Origin of the sequence: Candidatus Tumulicola sp., assembly GCA_035601835.1 — a bacterium.
GTDB lineage: Bacteria > Vulcanimicrobiota > Vulcanimicrobiia > Eremiobacterales > Eremiobacteraceae > DATNNM01.
Window position 1 is genome coordinate 106444 of the sequence record DATNNM010000011.1, and the last position, 22761, is coordinate 129204.

A 22761-nucleotide genomic window follows, 5' to 3' on the forward strand; every position below is an offset into this window, starting at 1 on the left:
GTATAGCACACGGGTGTGATGAGAACAAGGCGGGGAGGGGGCTTGACTTTTCGTCGTTATTTGTTCTCATTTTTTGGCCTTCAGAAGGCCGCTCGAACGAGCCAATTCATAGAGCAAAATCGACCCCGCGATCGCTGCGTTGAGGGATTCGACCTGGGGCGACTGCGGTATGCCGACCCGCTGGGCGATGTCGTCCGGAGGTATGCCTTCAAGTCCCCTTCGTTCGTTGCCGACCACCAGCGCGATGCGCGGTCCTGGGGTTATTGAACGCACGTCCGGGGCACCGGCTTGGGCTGCCACGAGGCAAAGCCCGCTCTGGGCCGACGCCCTCAGCATCTCTTCCCAGCGCTCGTACCGGAATATCGGGAGGCGGAAGAGTGACCCCATGGCGGCGCGGACCACCTTATCGTTATACGGTTCGACCGAGTGCGGCCCGAAACACGCCGCCGCTGCACCAAAGGCTTCCGCGCTGCGCACCATCGTGCCGGCGTTGCCGGGGTCGTCGAGGTCGTGGAGCGCTAACACGAGCACCGGTCCCTTCTCGGGCAGCAGCTCGGCGAGCGCCGACAGCGGCCGATCGAAGAAGCGCGCCACGGCCACGATGCCCTGCGGCGTCTTCGTCTGCGCTAACGCGTCGATGCTGCGCGGCTCGACCGGGTGCACCGGCACACCTGTCTCGCGCGCTCGGGAGGCTGCAGCATCGACGGCTGGGTGGCGCTCCGGCACGACGAAGACCGCTTCGAGATGCGCACCCGCCTCGAGGGCGGCCTCGATCAGCGTCGGCCCTTCAATCAGAAAGCACCGCTTTAGCGTGCGGTGCTTCTTTTGATGCAGCAGTCGGGCAGCTCGGATCTGCGGGCTGTGAAAACCCACCGATCCGTTCGCCACGGTTTTACGCCCCGACCGGCGCCGGCGCGTGTTTCTTGGCGACCTCCAGCAAACGCGCAAACGCCGGCTGGTCGTTGAGCGCGAGTTCGGCCAGCACTTTGCGATTGATGGACAGACCCTCTTTCTTCAGCGCGCTCATCAGGCGGCTGTAGGTGATCCCCTCTTGGCGCGCTGCGGCGTTGATGCGCGCGATCCACAGCGAACGGAAATCGCGCTTGCGTCGCCGGCGATCCCGAAACGCGTACGTGAGCGAATGCAGCAGCGCTTCGTTGGCTGCCTTGTAGTTCCGGCCGCGGGCGCCCCGAAAGCCTTTGACGGCTTTCAACACTTTGCGTCGCTTGTTGAGCGACATCATACCGCGTTTCACGCGTCCCATAATTTTGTTTCCTTACCTACGACAACATAATCTTGTAGTGCCGGGGCTTTAGCCCCGGAATCCTACGCGTACGGAAGTTTCAGTCGCAGCTTGCGCACGTCGGTCTTGTCGGCCACCACCTGTTTGCGGAACTTGCGGATGCGCTTGGGCGACTTCTTCGTGAGGATGTGGCTGCATCCGGAGAACTGGCGCTCGCGCATGAACTTACCCGTGCCCGTGACCTTCACGCGCTTGGCGGTTCCTCGATGCGTTTTCAGTTTAGGCATTTTTGACCTCGATCGGCTTCGTTGCATGGTGTTTCGCCGCTTCTGCAGCGATGTTCGCCGCTTTGGCCGCGCCGTGAGCCGCGACCACCTCGGGTTTCGGCGACAAGATCATGAACATGTTGCGGCCTTCCAGCCGCGGTTCGCGCTCCACGATCGCGATCGGCGCGGTATCTTGCGCCATCTGATCCAGCAATTTACGTCCTTGCTGCGCGTACGAGATCTCTCGACCTCGGAACATGATCGTCACTTTCACTTTGTCGCCGTCGTGGAGCAAGCGCTCGCAGGTGTGGAATTTGGTCGCGTAGTCGTGCTCCTCGATCTTCGGACGGAGCTTGACTTCCCGCAGTTCCATCTTGTGCGCTTTCCTGCGCGTCTCGCGATCTTTTTTGTCCTGCTCGTACCGGAGTCTGCCGTAGTCGTCGAGCCTGCAAACGGGTGGTGAGGCCGTCGGCGAGACTTCGATCAGGTCGACCCCGCGCTCGCGGGCGAGCCGCAGCGCTTCGAAGGTCGCCATGATTCCGAGTTGGGTGCCGTCGTCCGCGATCACGCGGACTTGGGGAATGCGGATCTGCTCATTGACGCGTAGCGCTTTGCTAATGGTACGAAATCGCGGTAGTCGTGTCCGGCCTCCTCATGACGTGCGGGCGACGCCAACAAAAAAAGCCCGCTGATGCAGGGCTACCCTCAAAGACAAATTGCGAACGGATTCGGTCGGTCTTTTAGAGCCTTCGTCTTGCGACCGGACTGGCAGCCGCATGGCGCCGTTCGGTGCGAAGGGTAGTCGCTAGTGCCCCCGGATTATATCAGGCGTTCCTTCGCGCGGTCAAGGACGGTCTATCCTTGTCGCGCCCGAAACCCGACCGAAGGCGTGCCAAGCCCGCAGGGCGAAACGATAAGTCAGAGAGGACTGACTGTGGCTAAACTGATCAACGGCGAGGGCAAGAGGGCTAAGAACGGGCCGGCGAAGGCCGCCGTGGGCAAGGCGGGCTGGCAAGCCGAGTTCGATAACGCCGCCAAACTGCCGGGCGCCACCGACCGGACTATCTCCGACCATCCGCTCAAGCCCATGTATCTGCCCGAAGACCTCGCGGGCATCGACTACGAGCGCGATCTGTCATACCCGGCGCAGTATCCCTACACCCGCGGCATCCATTCAACGATGTATCGCGGGCGCTTGTGGACGATGCGCCAATTCGCCGGGTTCGGCACCGCCAAGCAGACCAACGAACGCTACAAGTTCTTGCTCGCACAAGGGCAGACCGGACTTTCGGTCGCGTTCGACATGCCCGCGCTCATGGGCTACGATTCCGATCATCCGCGGGCGCTCGGCGAAGTGGGCAAGTGCGGCGTGGCCATCGCGACGCTGCAAGACATGCAAGACCTCTTCGAGGGCATCGACCTCGGCAAGATCACGACCTCGATGACGATCAACTGCACCGCGCCGGTGGCGCTGGCCATGTACATCGCGACCGCGGAAGCCCAAGGCGTGCCGCAAGAGAAACTCGGCGGCACCATGCAAGCCGATATGCTCAAGGAATACATCGCGCAGAAGGAGTGGATCTATCCGCCCGAGCCCTCGATGCGCATCATCACCGACATGATCGGCTACTGCGCCAAGAACGTGCCGAAATGGAACACGATTTCGATCTCCGGCTATCACATCCGCGAAGCGGGCTCGACCGCCGCGCAGGAGCTCGCCTTCACGCTCGCCGACGGCTTCGCGTACGTCGAGGCGGGCATCAAAGCCGGTCTCGACATCGACGACTTTGCCCCGCGCCTTTCCTTTTTCTTCAACTCCCATTCCGACTTCTTCGAAGAGATCGCCAAGTTCCGCGCCGCGCGCCGCATTTGGGCGCGCCACATGCGCGAGCGATTCGGCGCCAAGAACCCGCGTTCGTGGATGATGCGTTTTCACACGCAGACGGCGGGTTGCTCAGCCACCGCGCAGCAGCCCGAGAACAATATCATGCGCACGGCTTTCCAAGCGCTTGCCGCGGTGCTCGGCGGGACGCAATCGCTGCACACGAATTCGTTGGATGAAGTGCTCGCGTTGCCCACGGAGAAGAACGTGCAGCTCGCGCTGCGCACGCAGCAGGTCATCGCCTACGAAACGGGCGCCGGCAACGTCATCGATCCGCTCGGCGGGTCGTATTTCGTCGAACGCCTGACGAACGAGATTGAGGCGGCTGCGGAGGATTATTTCCGCCGCATCGACGCGCAAGGCGGCGTCATCCCGGCCATACACAACGGCTTCTTCCAGCGCGAGATCGCCGACGCATCGTACCGCTACCAGCGCGAGGTCGAGAACGGCGAGCGCATCGTGGTCGGCGTGAACGAGTTCGTGACCGAGGAAGAGTACCCGATCTCGCTTTTGAAGATCGATCGCGCCATAGAAGTCGAGCAATGCGAACGCGTCAAGGCGTACCGTGCAGCGCGCGACGGATCGAAGGTCGAGTCGGCGCTCGCAGCGTTCAAGCGCGCAGCCGAGACGGATGAGAACCTCATGCCCCATTATCTGCACTGCGTCAAGAGCAAAGCCACGCTCGGCGAGATCTCTGCGGCGCTCGAGCCCGTCTTCGGCCGTTACCGGGAGCCGGCGTTCATCTAAATGGCGCGACCGATCCGCATTCTCGTCGCCAAAGCCGGACTCGACGGGCACGATCGCGGCGCGAAGGTCATCGCTCGCGCGCTGCGCGACGCCGGCTTTGAGGTGATCTACACCGGATTGCACCAGACGCCGGAGCAGGTCGTCGAAGCGGCCATCCAGGAGGACGTTGACGGCGTCGGCCTGTCGATTCTTTCCGGCGCGCATCTCACGCTGTTTCCGCGCATCAAGGAACTGCTCAGAGAGAACAAGGCTGACGACATCGTGCTCTTCGGGGGCGGCACGATTCCAGCCGAGGACATCAAACCGCTCTTGGATGCCGGCGTTGCGGCGGTGTTCACGCCAGGCACGCCCATCGCGCAAATCGTCGACTTCGTGCGCCGCGAATGCGGCAAGCGCGTCGCCGCATCGTAACGGGAAAGCGATCCACTGTGGGGGTGCAACCCGTCCGGGTACGTTTCGCACCCAGTCCTACCGGTTATCTGCACGTCGGCGGCGCGCGCACGGCTCTGTTCAATTGGCTGCTGGCGCGTCATACCGGCGGCGTGTTCGTGCTGCGCGTAGAGGACACGGACTCCGCGCGCTATTCCGACGACTTCTACGAGGCGATCTTCCGCGCGCTTCGCTGGCTCAATCTCGATTGGGACGAAGGCCCTGATGTCGGCGGGCCGTATGGTCCCTATCGTCAGCGCGAGCGCGCAGACGAGCACCGCCTTGCCGCGCGAGAATTGTTGGCAAAAGGCGCCGCCTACGAATGTTTCTGCGATGCCAATGCGGCGGAGTGTCGCTGTTCCGCCTTGACCGCATCGGAAGTCGCCGCCAAACGATCCGCGGGCGTGTCGCCTGCGCTCCGCATGCGCGTGGATCCAAAGCGCGAAGTCCTCGTCCGCGATCTGATCCGCGGCGACGTCACCTTCCCGGCCGAAAGCATCGGCGATTTCGTCATCGTGAAGAACGACGGCGGCGCGCTCTACAACTTCGCGGCGGTCGTGGACGATCACGCCATGCAGATCAGCCACGTCATCCGCGGCGACGAGCACCTGGCCAACACGCCCAAGCAGCTCCTGATGTACGAAGCCTTCGGCTGGACGCCGCCGCAGTTCGCGCACGTCCCGATCATCCTGAACGAGGAGCGCCGCAAACTCAGCAAGCGCGACGGCGCCACGTTCGTCAACGAATACGAAGAGGCGGGCTACCTCCCCGAGGCGCTCGTGAACTTCATGGCGCTGCTGGGCTGGTCGCCAGGCGGCAATCGCGAGATCCTCACGCGGCATGAGATGATCGCGGAGTTCTCGCTTGACGGCGTGGTCAAGCATCCCGCTATTTTCGATCGCGACAAACTGGCGTGGATGAACAAGGAGTATATGAAGGCGCTGGCCCCTGCGGATCTCGCAGCGCGCGTGCAGCGGATGCTGGAGTCGCGCACGCCGGCGCCGGACCGGATCGACAAGCCGCACGTCGAGCAGGTGACGGCGTTGCTGCAAGAGCGCGCGCGGACCATCGGCGAGATCATCGAACAGGGCGCGTATTTCTTCACGTCGGGGGCGATCGAACCGAGCGCGGAGGCGCTGGCCAAGCACTGCGCCGCGCCGGAAACGCTCGAGCGACTGCGCGAGGCGCGCGAAGCGTTGGCGGATGCGCCGGAATTCAGCGCTGCCGCAGTCGAGCATGCTATCCGTTCGCTTGCCGAGCGGCACGGCGTCAAAGCCGCTGTCTACATCCACCCGCTGCGCGTGGCGGTGACCGGTCAACCGGTAAGTCCGGGCATCTTCGACGTCTGCCGCATCCTCGGCCGCGACGTCGTCCTCGCGCGCGTTGAGGCGCTCATCGCGCGCCTGGCGAGTCGCGCCCAAGCGGTGGGAGCAGAGCAGTGAGCGCGCGCCCGATCGCCGTGATCCTCGCTGCGGGCAAAGGAACGCGCATGAAGAGCGCGCGGCCGAAGGTGCTGCATGACGTGTGCGGACGGACGATGTTCGAGCACGCGCTCGCTGTCACGCAAGCGGCGGGTGCCCGCGACATCATCGCTGTCGTGGGTCCGGAGCTGTCCGAAGCCGTCGAAGTGTTGGGCGTGCGCACGGTCGTGCAAGAACCGCAAAACGGCACCGGTCACGCGGTGCAGCTCGCGATGAAAGCCGTCACAGGCGAAGCGCCGGTGCTGATCGTGAGCGCCGACATGCCGCTGCTGCCGGCGGCCCTTCTACGGTCCGTGATCCAAGCGCGCGACAAAAAGGACGCCGCCGTCGCATTCGCCACGGCCCGCGTTTCGCCGCGTTCTGACTTCGGCCGCGTCGTGCGCCAGGGCGGGAAGGTCGCGCGCATCGTGGAGGTCGCCGACGCCTCTCCCGAAATCCGAGCCATCGATGAAGTCAACGCCGGCGTCTACTGCTTCGCACCCAAACGGTTGCGCGCGTATCTGAAGTCGCTTCGGGCGAACAACGTGCAGGGAGAACTGTACCTGACTGACTGCATCGGCGTGGCAGCCGCGGCCGGAGATACGATCGTCACCATCGCTTGCGGCTCGAGGCTCGACGTCATGGGCGTGAACACGCGCGTCGAGCTAGCCGCTGCCCGCAAGGCGATGCAAGGGCGCATCCTTAGAGAGCACATGCTCGCCGGCGTCACCATCGTGGACCCCGCCTCGACCTATATCGATGTCGACGTCGCCATCCAGCCCGACACCACCATATTCCCGCAAACGTACCTGCGCGGTTCGACGCGCGTTGGGCGCGGCGCAGTGCTGGGGCCGGGCACGACCATCGTGAATTCCGAGATCGGCGATGGCGCCGAGGTCCTCAACTCCGTCGTTCGCGAGAGCACGGTCGGCGCCGGTGTGACGGTGGGACCCTTCGCGCACCTGCGCGGCGGCTCGGCGGTGGAAGCGGGCGCGCACATCGGCAATTTCGTCGAACTCAAGAACACGAAGATGGGGCGCGGCACCAAAGCCGGCCATCTCACGTATCTCGGCGATGCGGAACTGGGAGAAGGCGTCAACGTCGGCGCCGGCACGATCACCTGCAACTACGACGGCCGGCGCAAACACAAGACCAAAATCGGGTCCGGTGCATTTATCGGATCGAATTCTTCGCTGGTGGCGCCCGTGGAGGTCGGCGAGGGCGCGATGACCGGCGCGGGCTCGGTCGTCAACCGCGATGTGCCCGCGGGCGAACGGGTCGCAGGCAACCCGGCCAAACCACTGCCGAAAAAAGACCAAAAGGTCCCTTAAGACGTCTTAAGAATACGTCGCCAGCGTATCGCCGCTCGAGCTGACAGGGGGACTCCTCAATGCAAGGCATCCGTCGCAGTCTTTCGGCATTGGTTTTCGCGAGCGGCCTGCTCGCGTTTGCGTTTGGGCCGGCGCTCGCCGGCACGACCGGCTCGATCAGCGGCAGGATCTACGACAGCGCCAGCAGCGCGCCGATAGCGGACGCGAAGGTGAGCGCGGTTTCCGCGTCACAGTCGGGGACCGCGCAGACCAACGCGACCGGAAACTACGTGTTCGTCTCGCTCGCGCCAGACACATACGTCCTCAGCGTGGAGAAACCGGGCTACACCACGGCCACGCAAAGCGGCGTCACGGTGCTCGCCGACCAAACCCAAAGCATTTCGGTCGCGCTGGTCAAGGCGCTCACCACGATCGGAACAGTCGTCGTCCGCGCGACCAGCGATCTCGTCAAACCCGGCACGACGAGCGACGTCTATTCCATCAACTCCTCCGCAGCGCTGGCGGCGACGCCGCTCGGCGGCCCGGGCAACCTGAACCAAGCCTACGCCGCGATGGTCTCGGTGCCGGGCGTCAACTTGCCGCAGGCCCAGCAAGGCTGGTATCAGACGGCCTACATCCGGGGCGGCGACCAAGATCAGATCGGTTGGGAGTTCGACGGCATTCCGGTCAACCGGTCGTATGACAACGCCCCCATGACGTTTCTGTCCAACCTCGGCCAACAAGAGCTGCAGGTCTACACGGGCGGCACGCTTGCCACGTCCGATGCCTCGAGCATTTCGGGCTACGTGAACCAGATCGTCAAGCGCGGTTCATACCCGGGTTCCAACGCGGTGACCTTGGGCATCGGTTGGCCCTCGTTGTACAACAAGGGCACGATCGAGATCAGCGGAGCGACGCCCAGCAACAAGCTCAGCTATTACGTGGCGACGCTGGCGACCAGCACCGGCTACCGCTATATCAACCAGACCAATGGCGCGGGTGCCGCAGGTTACTTCTATCCTCTGAACTGCTGCGGCACTAATTCGGGGATCTGGGATGGCAGCGGGGGAGCGACATGGAGCGCCGCGCCCGGCCAATCGTATGGCTTTGCGCAGACGCAGGATCGCGAAACGATCGCCAACTTTCATTGGAGACTCGGGCACGGCAACGGCTCCCAGTCCGACGATTTGCAGTTGCTGGTTCTGGGAGCCTTGCTGAGCGGCACGTACAACAGCTCGATCAACGACTTGGGCGGACCGACGGCTGTGTACGCGACGAACGGCGGCAGTCCGATCCCCTGGCAAGACGGCTTTGTGTACACCGGCCAGCTGTTCGCGCCGTTCAGCGCCGCCGGCGTGACCTACTACGCGTTCCCGAGCAGCCAGCACGGCGTTCCGTCGGCGTCGGCTTCGTGCTACCCGGAGTGCACGTCGCTCCCGCTCGAGATCCGCGACAGCAACGTCAACGACGTCAACATCTACAAGTTGGGCTGGCAGCATAACATATCGAACAACGCTTACTTCCGCATCTTCGGATTCGGCATCTACTCGGGCTGGTACATCTACGGTCCGCTGTCGTCGTTCTTGCCGTTCGGCGCTGAGATCAGCGACTACGAGAACATCATGCATCAGTATGGCGGCGCCGCACAATACGCCAACCAGTTCAACGATCACAACCTGTTGACGCTCGGGGCATATTACTCGCGAGGCCGATCGACGCGTTACTCCAACACCGGCGGCTTCCCGCCGTGCTCCGCGGACTGCAGCTCGTCCTCGGGCCAAGCCTCGTTCATCACCAATCTCGTGGACTCAGGCGGCAACTGCTACGACAGCACAGGAGCGCAAAACACCTGCTTCAGCACCGCGAACCGCGGCCGCTTCCCAGGGTTGGGTGCGGGCCCGATGCCTTACGCTGCGATTGGCAGCGCGTTGGCCGCCAACGCCCAGTGGCTCACCACGGCCGCCGGGTATCATGCGAACCTCAACGATGTCAAGCCGACCTTCACCGCGTTGTCGGTCAACGACGCCTGGAAACCCAACGATCGACTCACGTTCAACATCGGCGTTCGCGGCGAGAGCTACGCGGTTCAGTATCCCGATCTGACGGTCGGTGCACGCGCGTTTTGGTTTGCCGCGTACAATCGCGAGTTCTGTTTCGGCCCCGGCCTGCTGGCTCCGGTCAACCGCGGCTACACCGCAGGCGTGCTCAACCCGTGTCCGCCGGCCACTGCGCCGGTCAGCCTGACGAATCCATCGGGCGGAGGCAGCTTCTCGCACACGGTGGTCCAGCCGCGCTTCGGCGTGACGCTGCAGGCCAATCCTGACAACGTCCTGCGATTCTCAGCCGGCTTGTATGCCCGGCCCGCGAGCACGCGCGAGGCGTCGTGGAACACCGTAGAACCCAACTTGCCGGTGCTGCTCGGCGCCGACTTTTTGCAATACGGCTTCAGCACGCCCGAGCATGACGTCCGGCCCGACCGGTCGACGAACTTCGATCTGTCGTGGGAGCACCACTTCCCCGGAACGCTCAAATCGTTCAAGCTCACGCCGTTCTATCGCAGCACGCAAGACCAGTTGCAGCAGCTCATCGTCAACCCGCTGACGGGCTTGTTCGCGAGTTTCAATGCCGGCCATCAGATCTCGAGCGGCGTCGAGTTCGCGTTCAACGCCGGCGATTTCGACCGCAACGGCTTTGCGGCCAAGCTCGCGTACACGTACACGCGCAGCCGCATCCAATACCAGAACTTCGCCAACGGCCGCAACGTCATCGACAACCTCAATACGTATCTGCAGAAGTACAACGGTTTCACGTCGGCCTGCGCCGCTTCCACGAGCCCGCAGTGCACCGGCAACGGCATCGCGAGCGCCAATGCGGCGCCGTGCTTCAGCGCGACCACCAACGCCCCGCTCGGGGCGTGCGGTGCCGGTGACGTGGTCAACCCGTATTTCAGCCAGATGCCGCAGCCGCTGTTCGACCGCAACGGCTGGTACTCGACGTACGACCTGATCCCGGCGCCCTTCGCGGGGGGCAATGGCTTCGAAACGCCGAGCGTCGCCTCGCTCATCCTCAACTTCAAGCACGACAAGTGGAGCTTCGCGCCCAGCCTCGCGTACAGCTCCGGTGCGAAATACGGCTCGCCGTTGGTATGGCCGGGCTACGATCCATCCGCGTGCGTCAGCGGCACCAACGCGACGTGCAGCGCAGCCGACCGATCCGGCTTTGGCGGCAACATCCTCATCCCAGACGTCTACACCGGCAAGTTTGACAACTTCGGGGACTTCAACGAACCGTCGCGCATCACGGTCAACGCCCAGATCACGCTGCGCGCGACCGACCGCGCTAGCTATACGTTGACGCTGACCAATCTCGTCGATACCTGCCATCAGCGCGGCTATGCTTGGGATTACCCGAACATCTGCGTCTACTCGACGCTGCCCTCGAGCATTTTGCCGCCGGTCGGCAACTTCGCTCCGACGGCGAGCGCGCCGGCGCCGCTGCGCTTCCCATATGCGATGTGGCTGAACAACAACAACACCGGCTTCGTCGGCACGACCTTGCCGTTCCAAGCCGCGTTCGAGGCTCGTTTCAAGATCTAGCCCGGGACATCCGCACTTTCCGGCAGCTCAGAAAAGTGTGATATGGTGGCTCAAGGGTCCCCGGCGGCCCAGGCGAAACGAACGATGTCAAGGAGCCTCGCGCAACATCGTAACTGATAATCCCATCTCGCTAGCGCTCGCCGCGCTGAGTGCGGCGTTGGCCGTTGCGGTCATCGTTCTTCTCAGTCTGCGCTCGAGAGCGCTTGGTCTGCGCGCCGAGCGCGCCGAGCGGCGCTTTGCCGAATTGGAGAACATCGCTCCTGCGTTGACCAACGCCGCGATGGAGTCTACCGCAGCGACGTGCTCCAGAATTCTCGACCGCGTCGCCGTGCTCGTGCCCGCTCAGACGCTCCTGTGCTTTTACGTGGACGGCGGCCATTTGATGCTGGGCGCCAAACGCGGCCCGGCCTATATCGAATTCTTGCGCGAAGGCGAGCCCTACGACGGCGATACGATCGTCGACTGGGTGAAGCGCGAGGCGCGCACGGCCATCACGGGACCTGGCCCGTACGCGACGGTCGGCCCGATCGACGCGATCGATCTCGGTGCATCACCGACGGGCGCGAAACTCGAGATCGGTCCCATCGCCGGCAGCCGCGACACGCTGTGGGCCGCGGCAGTTCCGATGCTGCGTCCGCAAGCGCAAGGCCGGCGCGCCGAAGTCGTCGGTGTGCTGTACGCCGACCGCCCGCGCAAGAGCCCGTTCACGACGGACGATATGCTCACGCTCTCGACGATCGCGCAGCTGGCCGGTGACGCGCTGCAACGCGCGCGCTTTACGGATCAAGTCCGCCGGACCTCCGACATCGACGGGCTCACGGGGCTGCTCACGCCGGTGAGTTTCCGGAGGCGTTTGCGCGATGAGGTCGAGACACGGCGTCGCCGCTCGGGCAGATCGTCCGTGGCGCTGTACTTCATCGACACGGATCTCTTCAAACAGTGGAATGATCGCTTCGGCCACGCAGCGGGCGATGCGCTGCTGAAGCGGCTTGCCGCGACTTTCAAAGAGCTGGCCGCCCGCACCGAGGGCTTTGCGGGCCGCAACGGCGGCGACGAGTTCTGCATCGCCGTTCTCGATGGCCGCAAAGAAGACGCGATCAGGCTCGGACAGGACCTGTGCCGGCGCATCGCATCGGCCGATTTCACGTCGCGCGACGGATCGCCGCACGTGACGATCAGCATCGGCCTTGCGCAGTATCCCGAAGACGTCGATCCCGATGAGCGGCAGCCCGCGGATCGGCTGTTGGAGACCGCCGACGCGCAGATGTATGAAGCCAAACACGCCGGCCGCAATACGCTGTCGTTCGTGCGCGCCAGACCGATCGCCGCGCGCGAATAAATTGAGGCACTTCGAGTCTCTATGTTGCCTCGAAATGCCTCATGCGCGTTAGACGCACCGCTGTGACGCTCCGTCTTGCGTTCCGGCATTGTCGCCTCCGACCGCCTCGCCCCAATTGACGAGGAACCTGCCGGCGGCCACGAGCCAGCGCGCGTAGCGGCGGCGGGCAGCGTTGTAGCGCCGCTCATCGGCGGACGCGCCAAGCCGCAGTCTCGCGACATCATCGCGTACTTCGCCTTGACGCTGGCGAACCGCGTCCAACGAAACCCAGTCGTTCATTGCTCTCACCTCCCTAACGATCCGGGGCTAAGGCCCCGGCACTACATCTAAAAGCGGCCCCGGCACTACATTGGGCCGCAAAAAAACGAGACCCCCGCATCGCGGAGGCCTCGAACACTTTAGACCTGGTAGGCTTTTCCAAGCCTACCTCGTCTGCGATCGCTCAACCCCTCCGCGCATAACGGCAACTCGCGCGATCCCCAACGGGAGATCGCCAAGATTCAAAGCCGTCAGAAAATTCTTGCTCAAAAAAATCCGTCTCCTGAAACGTGACGTCCCGCTTCGCCTGAGGGCTCGATGCGGTACAGAACCCCATGCTACCATGCCAAACGAATCGCTGTCAACAAAAGCGGCGCAAACCAAGCCCCGCGAAGGGCGGGCTCCGCCCCGCGCGAAGATGCGCGGCATGAAGCATTTGTGTTATGTGCCGGCGAGCTTCGTGGTGCTCGCAGTCATGTTTGTGTCGAGCGCTGGACGTTGCGCCGAGCCTTACTCGCACCTCGAGTGGCGTCAGATCGGGCCCGCGATTTCCGGCGGGCGAGTCTCTGCGACCGCCGGAACGGACGCCGATCCTTTCCTCTATTACGTGGGAGCGGCGGATGGCGGCGTCTTCAAGACGATCGACGCGGGCGGAACGTGGCAGGCCGTATTCGAGAAGCAGCCGGTCGCCGCCATCGGGGCGATCGCGATCGCCCCTTCCAACAAGGACGTCGTCTGGGTCGGCACGGGCGAAGCGAATCCTCGCCAAAACGTCTCGTACGGCGACGGCGTGTGGCTGTCGTCAAACGGGGGCAAGACATGGCAGCACCGTGGTCTTGACGACACGATGCAGATCTCCAAGATCCTCGTCGATCCGCGCGATTCCAACACGGCGCTGGTCGGCGCCCTCGGCGATCCCTATAAGGACAGTGAAGCTCGCGGCGTCTATCGCACGAGCGACAGCGGCAAGACGTGGGAGAAAACGCTGTATGTCGGCCCTTCCACCGGCGTATCCGATATGGCCTGGGATCCGGCCCATCCCGGCGTCGTGTTCGCCGGCATGTGGCAGTATCGCCGGGTACCGTGGAATCTGACGAGCGGCGGTCCGGACGACGGCCTGTATCGTTCGAGCGACGGCGGCAAGACCTGGCGCAAGATCGAAGGGCACGGTCTGCCTTCAGGCTTGATGGGCCGCATCGGCGTGGCCGTCGCCCCGGGCAAACCGCAACGCGTCTTCGCGGTCATCCAGTCAAAGCAAGGCGTGCTATGGCGTTCCGACGACGGCGGCGAGTCGTGGTCGCTCGTATCGTCGAACAGTCTTGTCAATCAGCGCGCGTTCTATTTCAGTCACGTCGCCGTCGACCCGACCAATCAGAACCGGGTGCTGGCGTTGTCAGAGGACCTTGCCGAGAGCACCAATGGCGGCCGCACCTTCAAGAAGATCGCCAGGTCTGTGCATGTGGACTATCATGCCATCTGGTGGTCTCACGACGGCAAGCACCTCATCGTCGGCAATGACGGCGGCGTGGTGCTCTCGCACGACGGCGGCAAGACCTGGATCTGGCCGGGCAACATCGATATCGGCCAGTTCTATCACGTCGGCTACGACTTGCAAGTGCCGTATCGCGTGTGCGCCGGCCTTCAGGACAACGCGTCGTTTTGCGCTCCAAACGACAGCCGCAACGCGGCCGGCATCCTCGCGCGCGACTGGTTCGAGATCAACTACGGCGACGGCATGTTCGTGTGGCCCGACCCGCTCGATCCGAACCTGCTTTGGAACAACACGGAAAATGGCACATACGGCATCTTCGACGTTCGCTCGCAGCAGAATTATGATGTTTCGCCATATCCTCGCGACTTCAACGGCATGGCGGTCGACAAGTTCAAGTATCGCTGGAACTGGGACTCGCCGATCGCGTTTTCGCCCCAGAATCCGCGCGTGGCCTACGTCGGCGCGAATGTGGTCTTCCGCAGCGACGATCGCGGGCGCCACTGGACGCGCATCAGTCCCGACCTCACGCGCGACATCAAGGAACATCAGCTCGCGTCCGGCGGACCGATCACACTCGACGTTTCGGGCGCCGAGATCTCCGACACCATCCTCGATATCGCTCCTTCCCCTGTGCAGGCGGGCGTGATCTGGGTGGGCACTGACGACGGTCTCGTTCAATTGACCACCGATGGCGGCTCGCAGTGGAAGAACGTGAGCATGCCCGGCCTCCCCGAATTCGGGCAAGTGGAGACGATCGAAGCTTCACCGCACAGCGCAGGCACCGCCTTTGTGGCGCTCAACCGTCATTTCATGGGCGACCGCGCGCCGTATCTGTTCGAGACCGATGATTTCGGCGTGTCATGGCGTTCGATCGCCGCGAATCTGCCCGCGGACCAATACGTGCGCGCGGTGCGTCAAGATCCGCGCAATCCGGATGTCCTCTACGCCGGACTGGAGCAGGGTATATGGATATCTTTCGATCGCGGGCGTTCGTGGTCGAGTCTTCAGAACAACCTGCCGACGACGTCGATACGCGATTTGCGGGTGCAGCCGCGCGCAAACGACTTGATCCTCGCGACCCACGGCCGCTCGCTGTGGATCTTCGACGACCTCACACCGCTGCAGCAGTTGCGCACCGCGCAGGCCGCCGGAACGTTTCTCTTCCAACCGCGCACGACGTACTGGCACTGGCAATGGTCGCCGGAGGAGACCAACGACAACAAGGCTCCCGATAACCAGTTCGCGGGCAGCAATCCCGATGTCGGCGTGATGCTCACGTATTACCTCGCCAAACCCGCAAAACAAAGGCCGGAGTTGGATGTCGTCGGACCTGCCGGCCGGCTCGTGCGGCGGCTCGCCGGCACGCACGACGTCGATGATAAACCAAAACCTTACCTCACCAATCACGCGGGGCTCAACCGGCTTACGTGGGATCTCTTGGAGAACGCACCCGTGAAATGGATGGGCGCCGCTAAGACGTACCGCGGTCCCGACGGCGGCGCAGAGGCGGTGCCGGGCACGTACACGCTGCAGCTGAAGGCGGATGGGCGCAACTACAGCCGCACGGTAGAAGTCAAGCCCGATCCGCGAGCGCCGTGGACGGCTGCCGACTACCAGGCGCGCCACGACTTCCTTACGACGCTTTTCAGCCAGTATTCGCGTCTCAACGTCGCGCTGAACTCGCTGGACGCGATCCGCAGGCAGGCGAGGGAGCGCTCGAAGTCAGCCGGCGCGGGGTCGCCGGGCGTGGCGGCGCAAAGCGACGCTCTGATCAAACGTGCGGACGGGATCCAAGCGCTGATCACATCGAATCCGCAAAACGACGAAGACAGCATCCTCTATGCGGACAAGGTGCGCGAACGCATCAAGGGGCTGATCGATCAGTTAGGCGAGTCGCTGGGGCCGCCGACGGCGGCGCAGCGTGAGCAGTACGACGAGGTCCAGCCGGAGATGACAGCCGCGCTGAGCGCCTACAATAATTTCGTGGCGCAAGACCTGGCGGCGTACAACCGAGGGCTCGCAGACGTGAAGCTCACCCCGATCAAACCTTGAGATAGCGCCGTGATCGAGCTATCGCCGGGCGTCGAACATCTCGTCAATGCCATCTACCCACCGGCGCGCCAGGCGATCGCCGCCGAGCTCGCCGCCACGGGTCGAAGATTGTTCTTCATTGAGAATGGCGTCGAGTTGCTCATATTGTGGGCGATCTACGCGAGCGGCGTGGCGCTGAGCATCAGGACCAAGCTTGAGAACGCACTGCGCCGCCCGTTGCTCGTGGACGTGTGCGTTCCCGCGCTGCTCATCCTTGCGGTAACGCTCGTCACGCTGCCGCTCAGTTACTACGGTGGTTTCATCGTGCTCCACCGGTACGGACTGAGCGTCGAATCCAACGCGCAGTGGTTCCGCGACTGGGCGGTAGAACTCGGACTGGCGGTGCTCATCGGTTCGGCCGTGAGCGCCGGCTTCTTACAGATCGCCCGCCGTTTCGAACGGACGTGGCCGATCGTCGCCGCGCTGCTCGCCGCGCCGGTCATCCTCTTCGGGACCGCAATTTTTCCTGTTTTCATCGCACCGCTGTTCAACCGCTACGAGGCGCTGCCGGAGAGCCCACTCACGCGCTCCATTCTCCGTCTGGCAAATTCGCACGGCATCAACGCCCAAGCCGTGTATGTGTACGATGCCAGCCGGCAGACGACCACGAGCAACGCGTTCGTGAGCGGCTTGGGGCCGAGCACCCGCATCGCCATCGCAGACAATCTCCTGAAGAAGATGAAGCCCGACGAGGTGCTGTACGTGGTGGCGCATGAGATGGGCCACTACATTCTGCGCCACCTCTGGCTCGGCTCGTGGTACGGCTGGCTGGGCACGCTTGGCCTCATCGCCGTCATCTCTGTCGTTGGGGGAGCGCTCGTCCGGCGCGACCGGCGTTTGCGCGGTCTGGGCGATCCTGCTGCGCTGCCTCTGATCGCCCTGCTCGCCGTGGGCGTCAACCTCGTCGAGCAGCCCGCTCTCAACGCAGGCTCGCGGGCCATCGAGCACGCGGCCGATGCGTTCGCCGCCGCCAACACGCAGCTCGGCGATGCCGGGGTGCGCGCATTCGCGCGACTGGGCAGCGACAGCTTGCTCAGCCTTCACCCACAGCCGCTCGTGGTGTGGTATTTCTACACGCACCCGCCGCTCGACGAGCGCATCGATTTCGCGGCGCACCAAGCAGGCATAGACCGCGACCGGAAGTAAGGAAAGCCCCCCGCCGGCTTCGCCCGTGCGGACCTTTCCCATTGGAGGACCCGCTATCGTGCTTACTCGCGCTCACCGCCGCATCTTCGCATTCACCGCTTCGGTCGCGTTCGCCATCGCGCTCATCGCAGCCGGCGCCGCGTTCGCACCGCAATCGGCCTCTGCAGACGCGCCGGTCATCGTCTTCGGCGCCCCGTTGTCCATCACGGGCCGCGACGCCCGCGAAGGCGCGCTGACCAAAGAAGGCTATGATTTCTGGAAGGACTACGTCAATTCACAGGGCGGCATCAAGGTCGGGAGCACGCTGTACAAAGTCGACATCAAGTACTATGACGACGGCAGCGACGCCGCGACGTCAGCCAAGCTCGTCGAGCGGCTGATCACCCAAGACAACGTGAAATTCATCCTCGCTCCATACGGCTCGGCAGGGACGTTCGCCGCAAGCGTCGTCACGGAGAAGTACGGCGTGCCGATGGTCGATCCAAACGGCGCCGCGGAAAAGATCTTCAGCCGCGGATTCAAGTACACGTTCGCGGTGCTGAGCCCTGCGAGGAAGTACCTGCAGGGCATCCTGGAGATGGCGCTCACCCTGAAACCGAGACCCAACACGGTGGCCGTGCTCGCGGCAAACGACCAGTTCTCGCTTGAAGTGGCGGTCGGCATCCGCGACTTCGCCAAGGCTAACGGCATGAATGAAGTCTTCTATTCAGACTATCCGCCCGACACCAAAGACGTCTCAACGTTGATCACGCAGGTGAAAGCCAAGAATCCTGACATCATCCTGGGTTCTGGGCACTTGCAGGACTCGCTGCTCATCATGCGCGCGGCCAAGGAACAAAACGTCAATCCGAAGGTCATCGGGTTTTCGGTCGGGCCGTCGACGCCTGACTTCATAACGAGTCTCGGCAAGGACGCAGACGGCGTGGTGGGCGGCGCGCAGTGGACGACCGTTCTGAAGAGCATCGACCCGCTGTTCGGCAACGCGGGGCGATACACGCGCGCATTCCAGGCGCGCTACCATCATATCCCCGATTACCACAACGCCGAATCGACGGCGGCCTGCGAGGCCTTCCAGTTCGCGCTCAGAGCAGCGGGCGACGTCGATCCCAAAAAAGTGCGCGACGCGCTGGCCGCGCTCGACGTCCAGACCTTCTACGGTCAGATCAAGTTCGACAGCCGCGGCGTGAACGTGTACAAGCCCATGTACGTGGAACAGATCCAGAACGGCCAGCACGTCACCGTCTGGACGCCGGACGTCGCCAACGCGAAACCGGTGTACCCGCTCCCGACCTGGGCGCAGCGCCGGTAGACCCTCTACGCTCCAGCTTCAGGTCCTCGTCAACGGGCTGCTGATCGGCGGCATTTATGCCGCCGCAGCGCTCGGTTTTTCGCTGGTCTGGGGCGTCACCAACATCATCAACATCGCGCACGGCGCGTTCATCATGCTCGGCGCCTACGTGACGTACTGGCTCTTCGTCGGGCCCCTGCATCTGGATCCGTTCCTGTCGATTCCGCTCGCGATGGGAGTCGTGTTCGTGATCGCCTACGTCTTGCAGCGCTACGTCGTCAATCTGGTTATCCGCGCACCGATCCTTGCGACGTTTCTGCTCACCTTCGGCCTGGCGATCCTCATCACGAATCTCGCGCTGCTCTTCTGGTCATCCGACATCCGCTCCGTGACTACGGCGTATTCCGGAGGGAACTTCGAAGTCGCCGGGCTCGTGGTCCCATGGGTGAAGCTGATCACGCTTGGGCTCGCGGCGCTCCTGACGCTGGGCCTCAGCTTGTTCATGGCCAAGAGCAAGATCGGGCGCGCGATCCGGGCGACGAGCATGGACATCGACGCGGCGCGTCTGAGCGGTGTCAACGTCGCTCGCATCTACGCGCTGACGTTCGCCATCGGCGGAGCGCTCGCGGCGGCTGCCGGATCGCTTGCCAGCGTCTCATACGCGATCACACCGACGATGGGCGACTCCTTTCTCGTGCGCTCCTTTGTCGTCAGCGTGCTGGGCGGGCTCGGTAACGTCACGGGGGCTCTTGTGGGCGGAATCGTCTACGGGATCATCGAGTCGTTCGGCGCGCTGGTGTTCGGTGAAGGCTACAAGGACGTGGTCGCACTCGTCGTCTTGCTGCTCGTGATCTTGTTCCGTCCGTACGGACTCATCGGCAGGGCGACGGTATGAGAGCCGGCCGGGTCGTGACCACCGCAGTAGTGCTCGCGGCGCTCGCAGTCGCGGCTTTTCTGCCGAATCATTTGAACGGCAACTACGTCCACATCCTCACCTTGTTCTTCACCATGGCCATCCTTGCGCAGGCGTGGAACTTCATCGGCGGCTTTGCCGGGTACGTGAGCTTCGGGAACGTCACGTTCTTCGGCACGGGCGCCTACGCGTGCGCGTACGCGATGAACGAATTTCACTGGCCGTTCTTCGTCGCACTCGCGTTTGCCATACTCGTCGGAGGAGCCCTTGCGCTGGTCGTCGGCGCGCCGATTTTGCGTCTGCGCGGGCACTACTTCGCCATCGCAACGCTGGGCTTGGGCATAGGCACGCAGGCGCTGGTCGCACAAGTCCCGGCTTTCGGCCAGGGCAGCGGCATGACGCTGCCGCTCAACAGCGATTTCCATTTCTTCTATTGGACGATGCTCGCGATTCTCGCTGCCGGCATCATCGTGACATATCTGGTGGCCAATTCGCGCTTCGGCTTTGCGCTTGCGGCGATCAGGGAGAACGAAGAAGCGGCTGCGGCGCTGGGCATCAACACGGCAGTCGCCAAGGTCGCGGCGTGGGGCGTTTCGGGGGCGCTGACCGGCGCCGCCGGCGCCACGTTCGCGTATTGGACGAGTTTCATCGATCCGTCGACGGTGTTCGATCTCAATTTCAACGTGCAGATGATCATCATGACGATCATCGGAGGGGCGGGCACGGTCGCCGGGCCGACCATCGGCGCGGCGATCCTCTACACCATCTCCGAATATCTGGGAAGTCAATCGATCTCGCCATGGCACGCCGTGGCGCTCGGTGCGATCATCGTGTTCGTCGTCATCGTGCTGCCGCGCGGCATCATGCCGTATCTCACCGGGCGGCGCATGTGGAACGCGCGCGCCATCGGAGATCAGCTCAGAGCGAGCCGGATATGACTGCCGACGTCATCCTCAGCCTACGCGGCGTCAGCAAGCACTTCGGCGGCCTCGTCGCCGTCGACAACGTCGACCTTGACGTTCAGCGCGGCGCGATCCTCGGGCTCATCGGTCCCAATGGCGCCGGCAAGACGACGCTCATCAGCCTGATCTCGGGCACCGAGCGTCCGACGTCAGGTTCGATCGAGCTCGAGGGCGTCGACCTCACGCGCAGCGCGCCTTACGCGATCGCCAGGCTCGGGCTGGCGCGTACGTTCCAGATCGTCAAACCTTTTCCGAACCTGCTCGTGCGCGAAAACGTCGCGGTGGGTGCGCTGTTCGGCCGCCACGGTTCCCGCCGATCGGCTCGCGCCGCGTTCGCGGCGGCCGACGAGGTGCTGGAGCGCGTCGGGTTGGCGAGCGAAGCGGGCAAGTTCGCATCGGAACTGACCCTGGCCGGGCGCAAGCGGCTGGAGATCGCCAAAGCGCTGGCGACCGATCCGCAGATCATCTTGCTAGACGAAGTGATGGCCGGTCTGAACGCGCGCGAAATCGACGACGCCATGACGCTGCTGCGCGGCATGCATGCGGCGGGAATGACGCTGGTGGTGGTCGAGCACGTCATGAAAGCGATCATGGGCGTCTCGCAGCGCATCGTGGTGATGCACCAAGGTCGCATCATCGCGCAAGGCGCTCCGGCGGACGTGGTGGCCGAGCCGAGCGTCATCGAGGCGTACCTGGGCAAGCGCTACGCGGGAGCGCGCACCGATGCTGGCGGTCGATAACCTCGACGCCGGTTACGGCGAGGCGCAAGTGCTGTGGGATGTGGGCCTCGAGGTGCGCTCCGGAGAGATCGTGGCGATTCTTGGCGCCAACGGCGCAGGCAAGAGCACGCTGCTCGCGGCGATAACCGGACTCGTGCCGGTGCGGCGCGGCTCGGTGACCTTCGATGGCGAGAACATCACAGGCTGGAGCCCGGAGCGCATCGTCGCGCGCGGGATCGGACACGTTCCTCAAGGGCGGCGCCTCTTCGGCGGTTTGAGCGTGCTCGACAATCTCCTGATGGGAGCGTTTCATCGCTCCGACTCGAGCGGTGTGCGCGAAGATCTCGAACGCGTCCTTGCGCTATTTCCTCGCCTGAGCGAAAGGCGCGGCCAGTTGGCCGGCAGGCTGTCGGGCGGCGAGCAGCAGATGTGCGCGATCGGGCGCGGCTTGATGGGCAAGCCCAAGCTGCTTGTCGTCGACGAGCTCTCGCTCGGGTTGGCGCCGATCGTGGTCGAGCAATTGCTCGAGGTCTTGGCGTCGCTGCGAAAGCAGGGCACGACCTTGCTCATCGTGGAGCAAGACGTGCTGGTGGCGCTTGAAACAGCCGATCGTGCCTACGTGCTGGAAACCGGACGAGTGACGCTTTCGGGGCCCGCTGCTGAGATCGCAGCCGACCCGCACGTGAAGACGGCGTACCTCGGGATTTGACCGCGCTCCGACCGCGGGACGGCATCACAATTTCTTGACAGGTTTTCCGTTCTGGTGCTAGGCTATTTCCGCATGTCAAAAGTGGCAGACGGCGCCGAGGTGGGCGCCCCTCGTGAGCGGCCGGGCGTTCAGTCCGTGGAAAGAACCCTCGACATTCTCGAATCGCTGGTCGAGTTCGGGTCCGAAGTAGGGCTGGTCGAGATCAGCCAAACCGTCGGGCTGCCGCTGGCGACCGTGCACCGGCTTCTGGGCACGTTGATCCGCCGCGGGTATGTGAAGCAGAACCGGCAGAACCGGAAATACTCACTTGGTTTCCGCGCACTCCAGATGGGCAACGACATGCGCCAGCGTTTCAGCCTGCGGCTCGAAGCGCGGCCGTTCTTGCAGCGTCTCGTGGAGCGCAGCGGCGAGAGCGCCAATCTCGCCGTGCTCGACGACGGCGAGGTCGTATACATCGATCAAGCGCAATCCTCGCGCATCCTTCGGATGTTCACGCAGCTCGGCAACCGCGTTTCCGCACATTCCACCGGCAGCGGCAAAGCGCTGCTCGCATTCTCCCCGCCGGATACGGTGTTGGGCGTCTTGCGCCGTTATGGCATGACGCCTCGCACCCCCAACACGATCACGCAACCGGAACGCTTCGCCGCCGAGCTTGGGCGCGTGCGCAAACTCGGGTACGCGCTCGACGATCAGGAGCACGAGGAGGGCGTGCGCTGCCTCGCCGTTCCGGTGCGCGACGCGTCCGGGCAAGTGGTCGCGAGTCTCTCCATCTCGGGTCCCGTGACACGTTTGGATGACGCGCATGTGGCGACGTTCACGTCGGAGATCCTCGACTGCGGCGCGAAATTGTCGGCCCGCTTGGGCTTTGCCGGCGAGCCCATAGCCGTGCCATAAGGAACGCCGCCATTGCC

The 22761-nt window shown here is 63.8% G+C and carries 19 protein-coding genes; 14 read left to right on the forward strand and 5 right to left on the reverse strand.

Annotated features, from left to right (window positions below):
- Positions 1-66 precede the first annotated feature (66 nt).
- From VN934_05265 to infC, 4 genes are all read right to left on the reverse strand, one after another.
- Positions 67-888, reverse strand: coding sequence for an RNA methyltransferase (locus tag VN934_05265; protein HXM18202.1), 822 nt, complete (start codon positions 886-888; stop codon positions 67-69).
- Positions 889-892: 4 nt separating this feature from the next.
- The gene (gene rplT, locus VN934_05270) at positions 893-1264 is read right to left on the reverse strand and encodes a 50S ribosomal protein L20 (GenBank protein ID HXM18203.1); all 372 of its coding nucleotides are present in this window, start codon (positions 1262-1264) and stop codon (positions 893-895) included.
- Positions 1265-1326: 62 nt separating this feature from the next.
- Entirely contained in the window at positions 1327-1530 is a 204-nt protein-coding gene (gene rpmI, locus VN934_05275; GenBank protein ID HXM18204.1) for a 50S ribosomal protein L35, read from the reverse strand.
- The gene (gene infC, locus VN934_05280) at positions 1523-2128 is read right to left on the reverse strand and encodes a translation initiation factor IF-3 (GenBank protein HXM18205.1); all 606 of its coding nucleotides are present in this window, start codon (positions 2126-2128) and stop codon (positions 1523-1525) included. Before infC ends, rpmI begins: the two co-directional genes overlap by 8 nt.
- A 315-nt stretch (positions 2129-2443) precedes the next feature.
- On the opposite strand from infC, the gene VN934_05285 reads away from it, so the two are divergent.
- The 6 genes from VN934_05285 (at position 2444) to VN934_05310 (ending at position 12272) form a co-directional block, all read left to right on the forward strand.
- On the forward strand, positions 2444-4138 hold the full coding sequence (locus VN934_05285; protein HXM18206.1) for a methylmalonyl-CoA mutase family protein: 1695 nt from the start codon (positions 2444-2446) through the stop codon (positions 4136-4138).
- Positions 4139-4549 (forward strand): cobalamin B12-binding domain-containing protein, encoded by a 411-nt coding sequence (locus VN934_05290; GenBank protein HXM18207.1) that lies wholly within the window; start codon positions 4139-4141, stop codon positions 4547-4549. It begins immediately after the preceding gene.
- Positions 4550-4566: 17 nt separating this feature from the next.
- Positions 4567-6009 (forward strand): glutamate--tRNA ligase, encoded by a 1443-nt coding sequence (gene gltX / locus VN934_05295; protein HXM18208.1) that lies wholly within the window; start codon positions 4567-4569, stop codon positions 6007-6009.
- Positions 6006-7358, forward strand: a complete 1353-nt coding sequence (gene glmU, locus VN934_05300; GenBank protein ID HXM18209.1) for a bifunctional UDP-N-acetylglucosamine diphosphorylase/glucosamine-1-phosphate N-acetyltransferase GlmU — start codon at positions 6006-6008, stop codon at positions 7356-7358. The genes gltX and glmU overlap by 4 nt, the downstream gene beginning before the upstream one ends.
- Before the next feature lie 59 nt (positions 7359-7417).
- Complete coding sequence (locus VN934_05305) at positions 7418-10933, forward strand: TonB-dependent receptor (protein ID HXM18210.1); 3516 nt, start codon at positions 7418-7420, stop codon at positions 10931-10933.
- A gap of 157 nt (positions 10934-11090) precedes the next feature.
- The gene (locus tag VN934_05310) at positions 11091-12272 is read left to right on the forward strand and encodes a GGDEF domain-containing protein (protein HXM18211.1); all 1182 of its coding nucleotides are present in this window, start codon (positions 11091-11093) and stop codon (positions 12270-12272) included.
- A gap of 48 nt (positions 12273-12320) precedes the next feature.
- Here VN934_05310 and VN934_05315 read toward each other — a convergent pair whose 3' ends face one another.
- Positions 12321-12551: a hypothetical protein gene (locus tag VN934_05315; GenBank protein HXM18212.1), complete on the reverse strand. Its 231-nt coding sequence runs from the start codon at positions 12549-12551 to the stop codon at positions 12321-12323.
- 406 nt (positions 12552-12957) lie between these two features.
- Here VN934_05315 and VN934_05320 point away from each other — a divergent pair, with 406 nt between their 5' ends.
- From VN934_05320 to VN934_05355, 8 genes are all read left to right on the forward strand, one after another.
- Positions 12958-16074 (forward strand): hypothetical protein, encoded by a 3117-nt coding sequence (locus VN934_05320; GenBank protein ID HXM18213.1) that lies wholly within the window; start codon positions 12958-12960, stop codon positions 16072-16074.
- Between the two features lie 9 nt (positions 16075-16083).
- Entirely contained in the window at positions 16084-17259 is a 1176-nt protein-coding gene (locus VN934_05325; protein ID HXM18214.1) for a M48 family metallopeptidase, read from the forward strand.
- A 58-nt stretch (positions 17260-17317) separates the two neighbouring features.
- On the forward strand, positions 17318-18568 hold the full coding sequence (locus VN934_05330; protein HXM18215.1) for an amino acid ABC transporter substrate-binding protein: 1251 nt from the start codon (positions 17318-17320) through the stop codon (positions 18566-18568).
- 37 nt (positions 18569-18605) lie between these two features.
- Positions 18606-19442 carry a branched-chain amino acid ABC transporter permease gene (locus VN934_05335; protein HXM18216.1) on the forward strand — a complete coding sequence of 279 codons (837 nt, stop codon included), beginning with the start codon at positions 18606-18608 and terminating at the stop codon, positions 19440-19442.
- A complete protein-coding gene (locus tag VN934_05340; GenBank protein ID HXM18217.1) occupies positions 19439-20398 on the forward strand; it encodes a branched-chain amino acid ABC transporter permease in 960 nt (319 codons plus the stop codon). The genes VN934_05335 and VN934_05340 overlap by 4 nt, the downstream gene beginning before the upstream one ends.
- Positions 20395-21162 (forward strand): ABC transporter ATP-binding protein, encoded by a 768-nt coding sequence (locus VN934_05345; protein ID HXM18218.1) that lies wholly within the window; start codon positions 20395-20397, stop codon positions 21160-21162. The genes VN934_05340 and VN934_05345 overlap by 4 nt, the downstream gene beginning before the upstream one ends.
- The gene (locus VN934_05350) at positions 21146-21850 is read left to right on the forward strand and encodes an ABC transporter ATP-binding protein (protein ID HXM18219.1); all 705 of its coding nucleotides are present in this window, start codon (positions 21146-21148) and stop codon (positions 21848-21850) included. Before VN934_05345 ends, VN934_05350 begins: the two co-directional genes overlap by 17 nt.
- A 72-nt stretch (positions 21851-21922) precedes the next feature.
- Entirely contained in the window at positions 21923-22744 is an 822-nt protein-coding gene (locus VN934_05355; GenBank protein ID HXM18220.1) for an IclR family transcriptional regulator, read from the forward strand.
- The last annotated feature ends 17 nt before the right edge of the window (positions 22745-22761 follow it).

What these genes read in the sequence shown, in the direction of transcription:
- VN934_05305 (HXM18210.1), top strand. Translation starts at nt 7,418, where the DNA reads ATGCAAGGCATCCGTCGCAGTCTTTCGGCATTGGTTTTCGCGAGCGGC.
- VN934_05320 (HXM18213.1), top strand. Translation starts at nt 12,958, where the DNA reads ATGAAGCATTTGTGTTATGTGCCGGCGAGCTTCGTGGTGCTCGCAGTC.
- VN934_05315 (HXM18212.1), bottom strand. Translation starts at nt 12,551, where the DNA reads ATGAACGACTGGGTTTCGTTGGACGCGGTTCGCCAGCGTCAAGGCGAA.
- rplT (HXM18203.1), bottom strand. Translation starts at nt 1,264, where the DNA reads ATGGGACGCGTGAAACGCGGTATGATGTCGCTCAACAAGCGACGCAAA.
- VN934_05290 (HXM18207.1), top strand. Translation starts at nt 4,139, where the DNA reads ATGGCGCGACCGATCCGCATTCTCGTCGCCAAAGCCGGACTCGACGGG.
- VN934_05350 (HXM18219.1), top strand. Translation starts at nt 21,146, where the DNA reads ATGCTGGCGGTCGATAACCTCGACGCCGGTTACGGCGAGGCGCAAGTG.
- VN934_05345 (HXM18218.1), top strand. Translation starts at nt 20,395, where the DNA reads ATGACTGCCGACGTCATCCTCAGCCTACGCGGCGTCAGCAAGCACTTC.
- rpmI (HXM18204.1), bottom strand. Translation starts at nt 1,530, where the DNA reads ATGCCTAAACTGAAAACGCATCGAGGAACCGCCAAGCGCGTGAAGGTC.
- VN934_05340 (HXM18217.1), top strand. Translation starts at nt 19,439, where the DNA reads ATGAGAGCCGGCCGGGTCGTGACCACCGCAGTAGTGCTCGCGGCGCTC.
- VN934_05355 (HXM18220.1), top strand. Translation starts at nt 21,923, where the DNA reads ATGTCAAAAGTGGCAGACGGCGCCGAGGTGGGCGCCCCTCGTGAGCGG.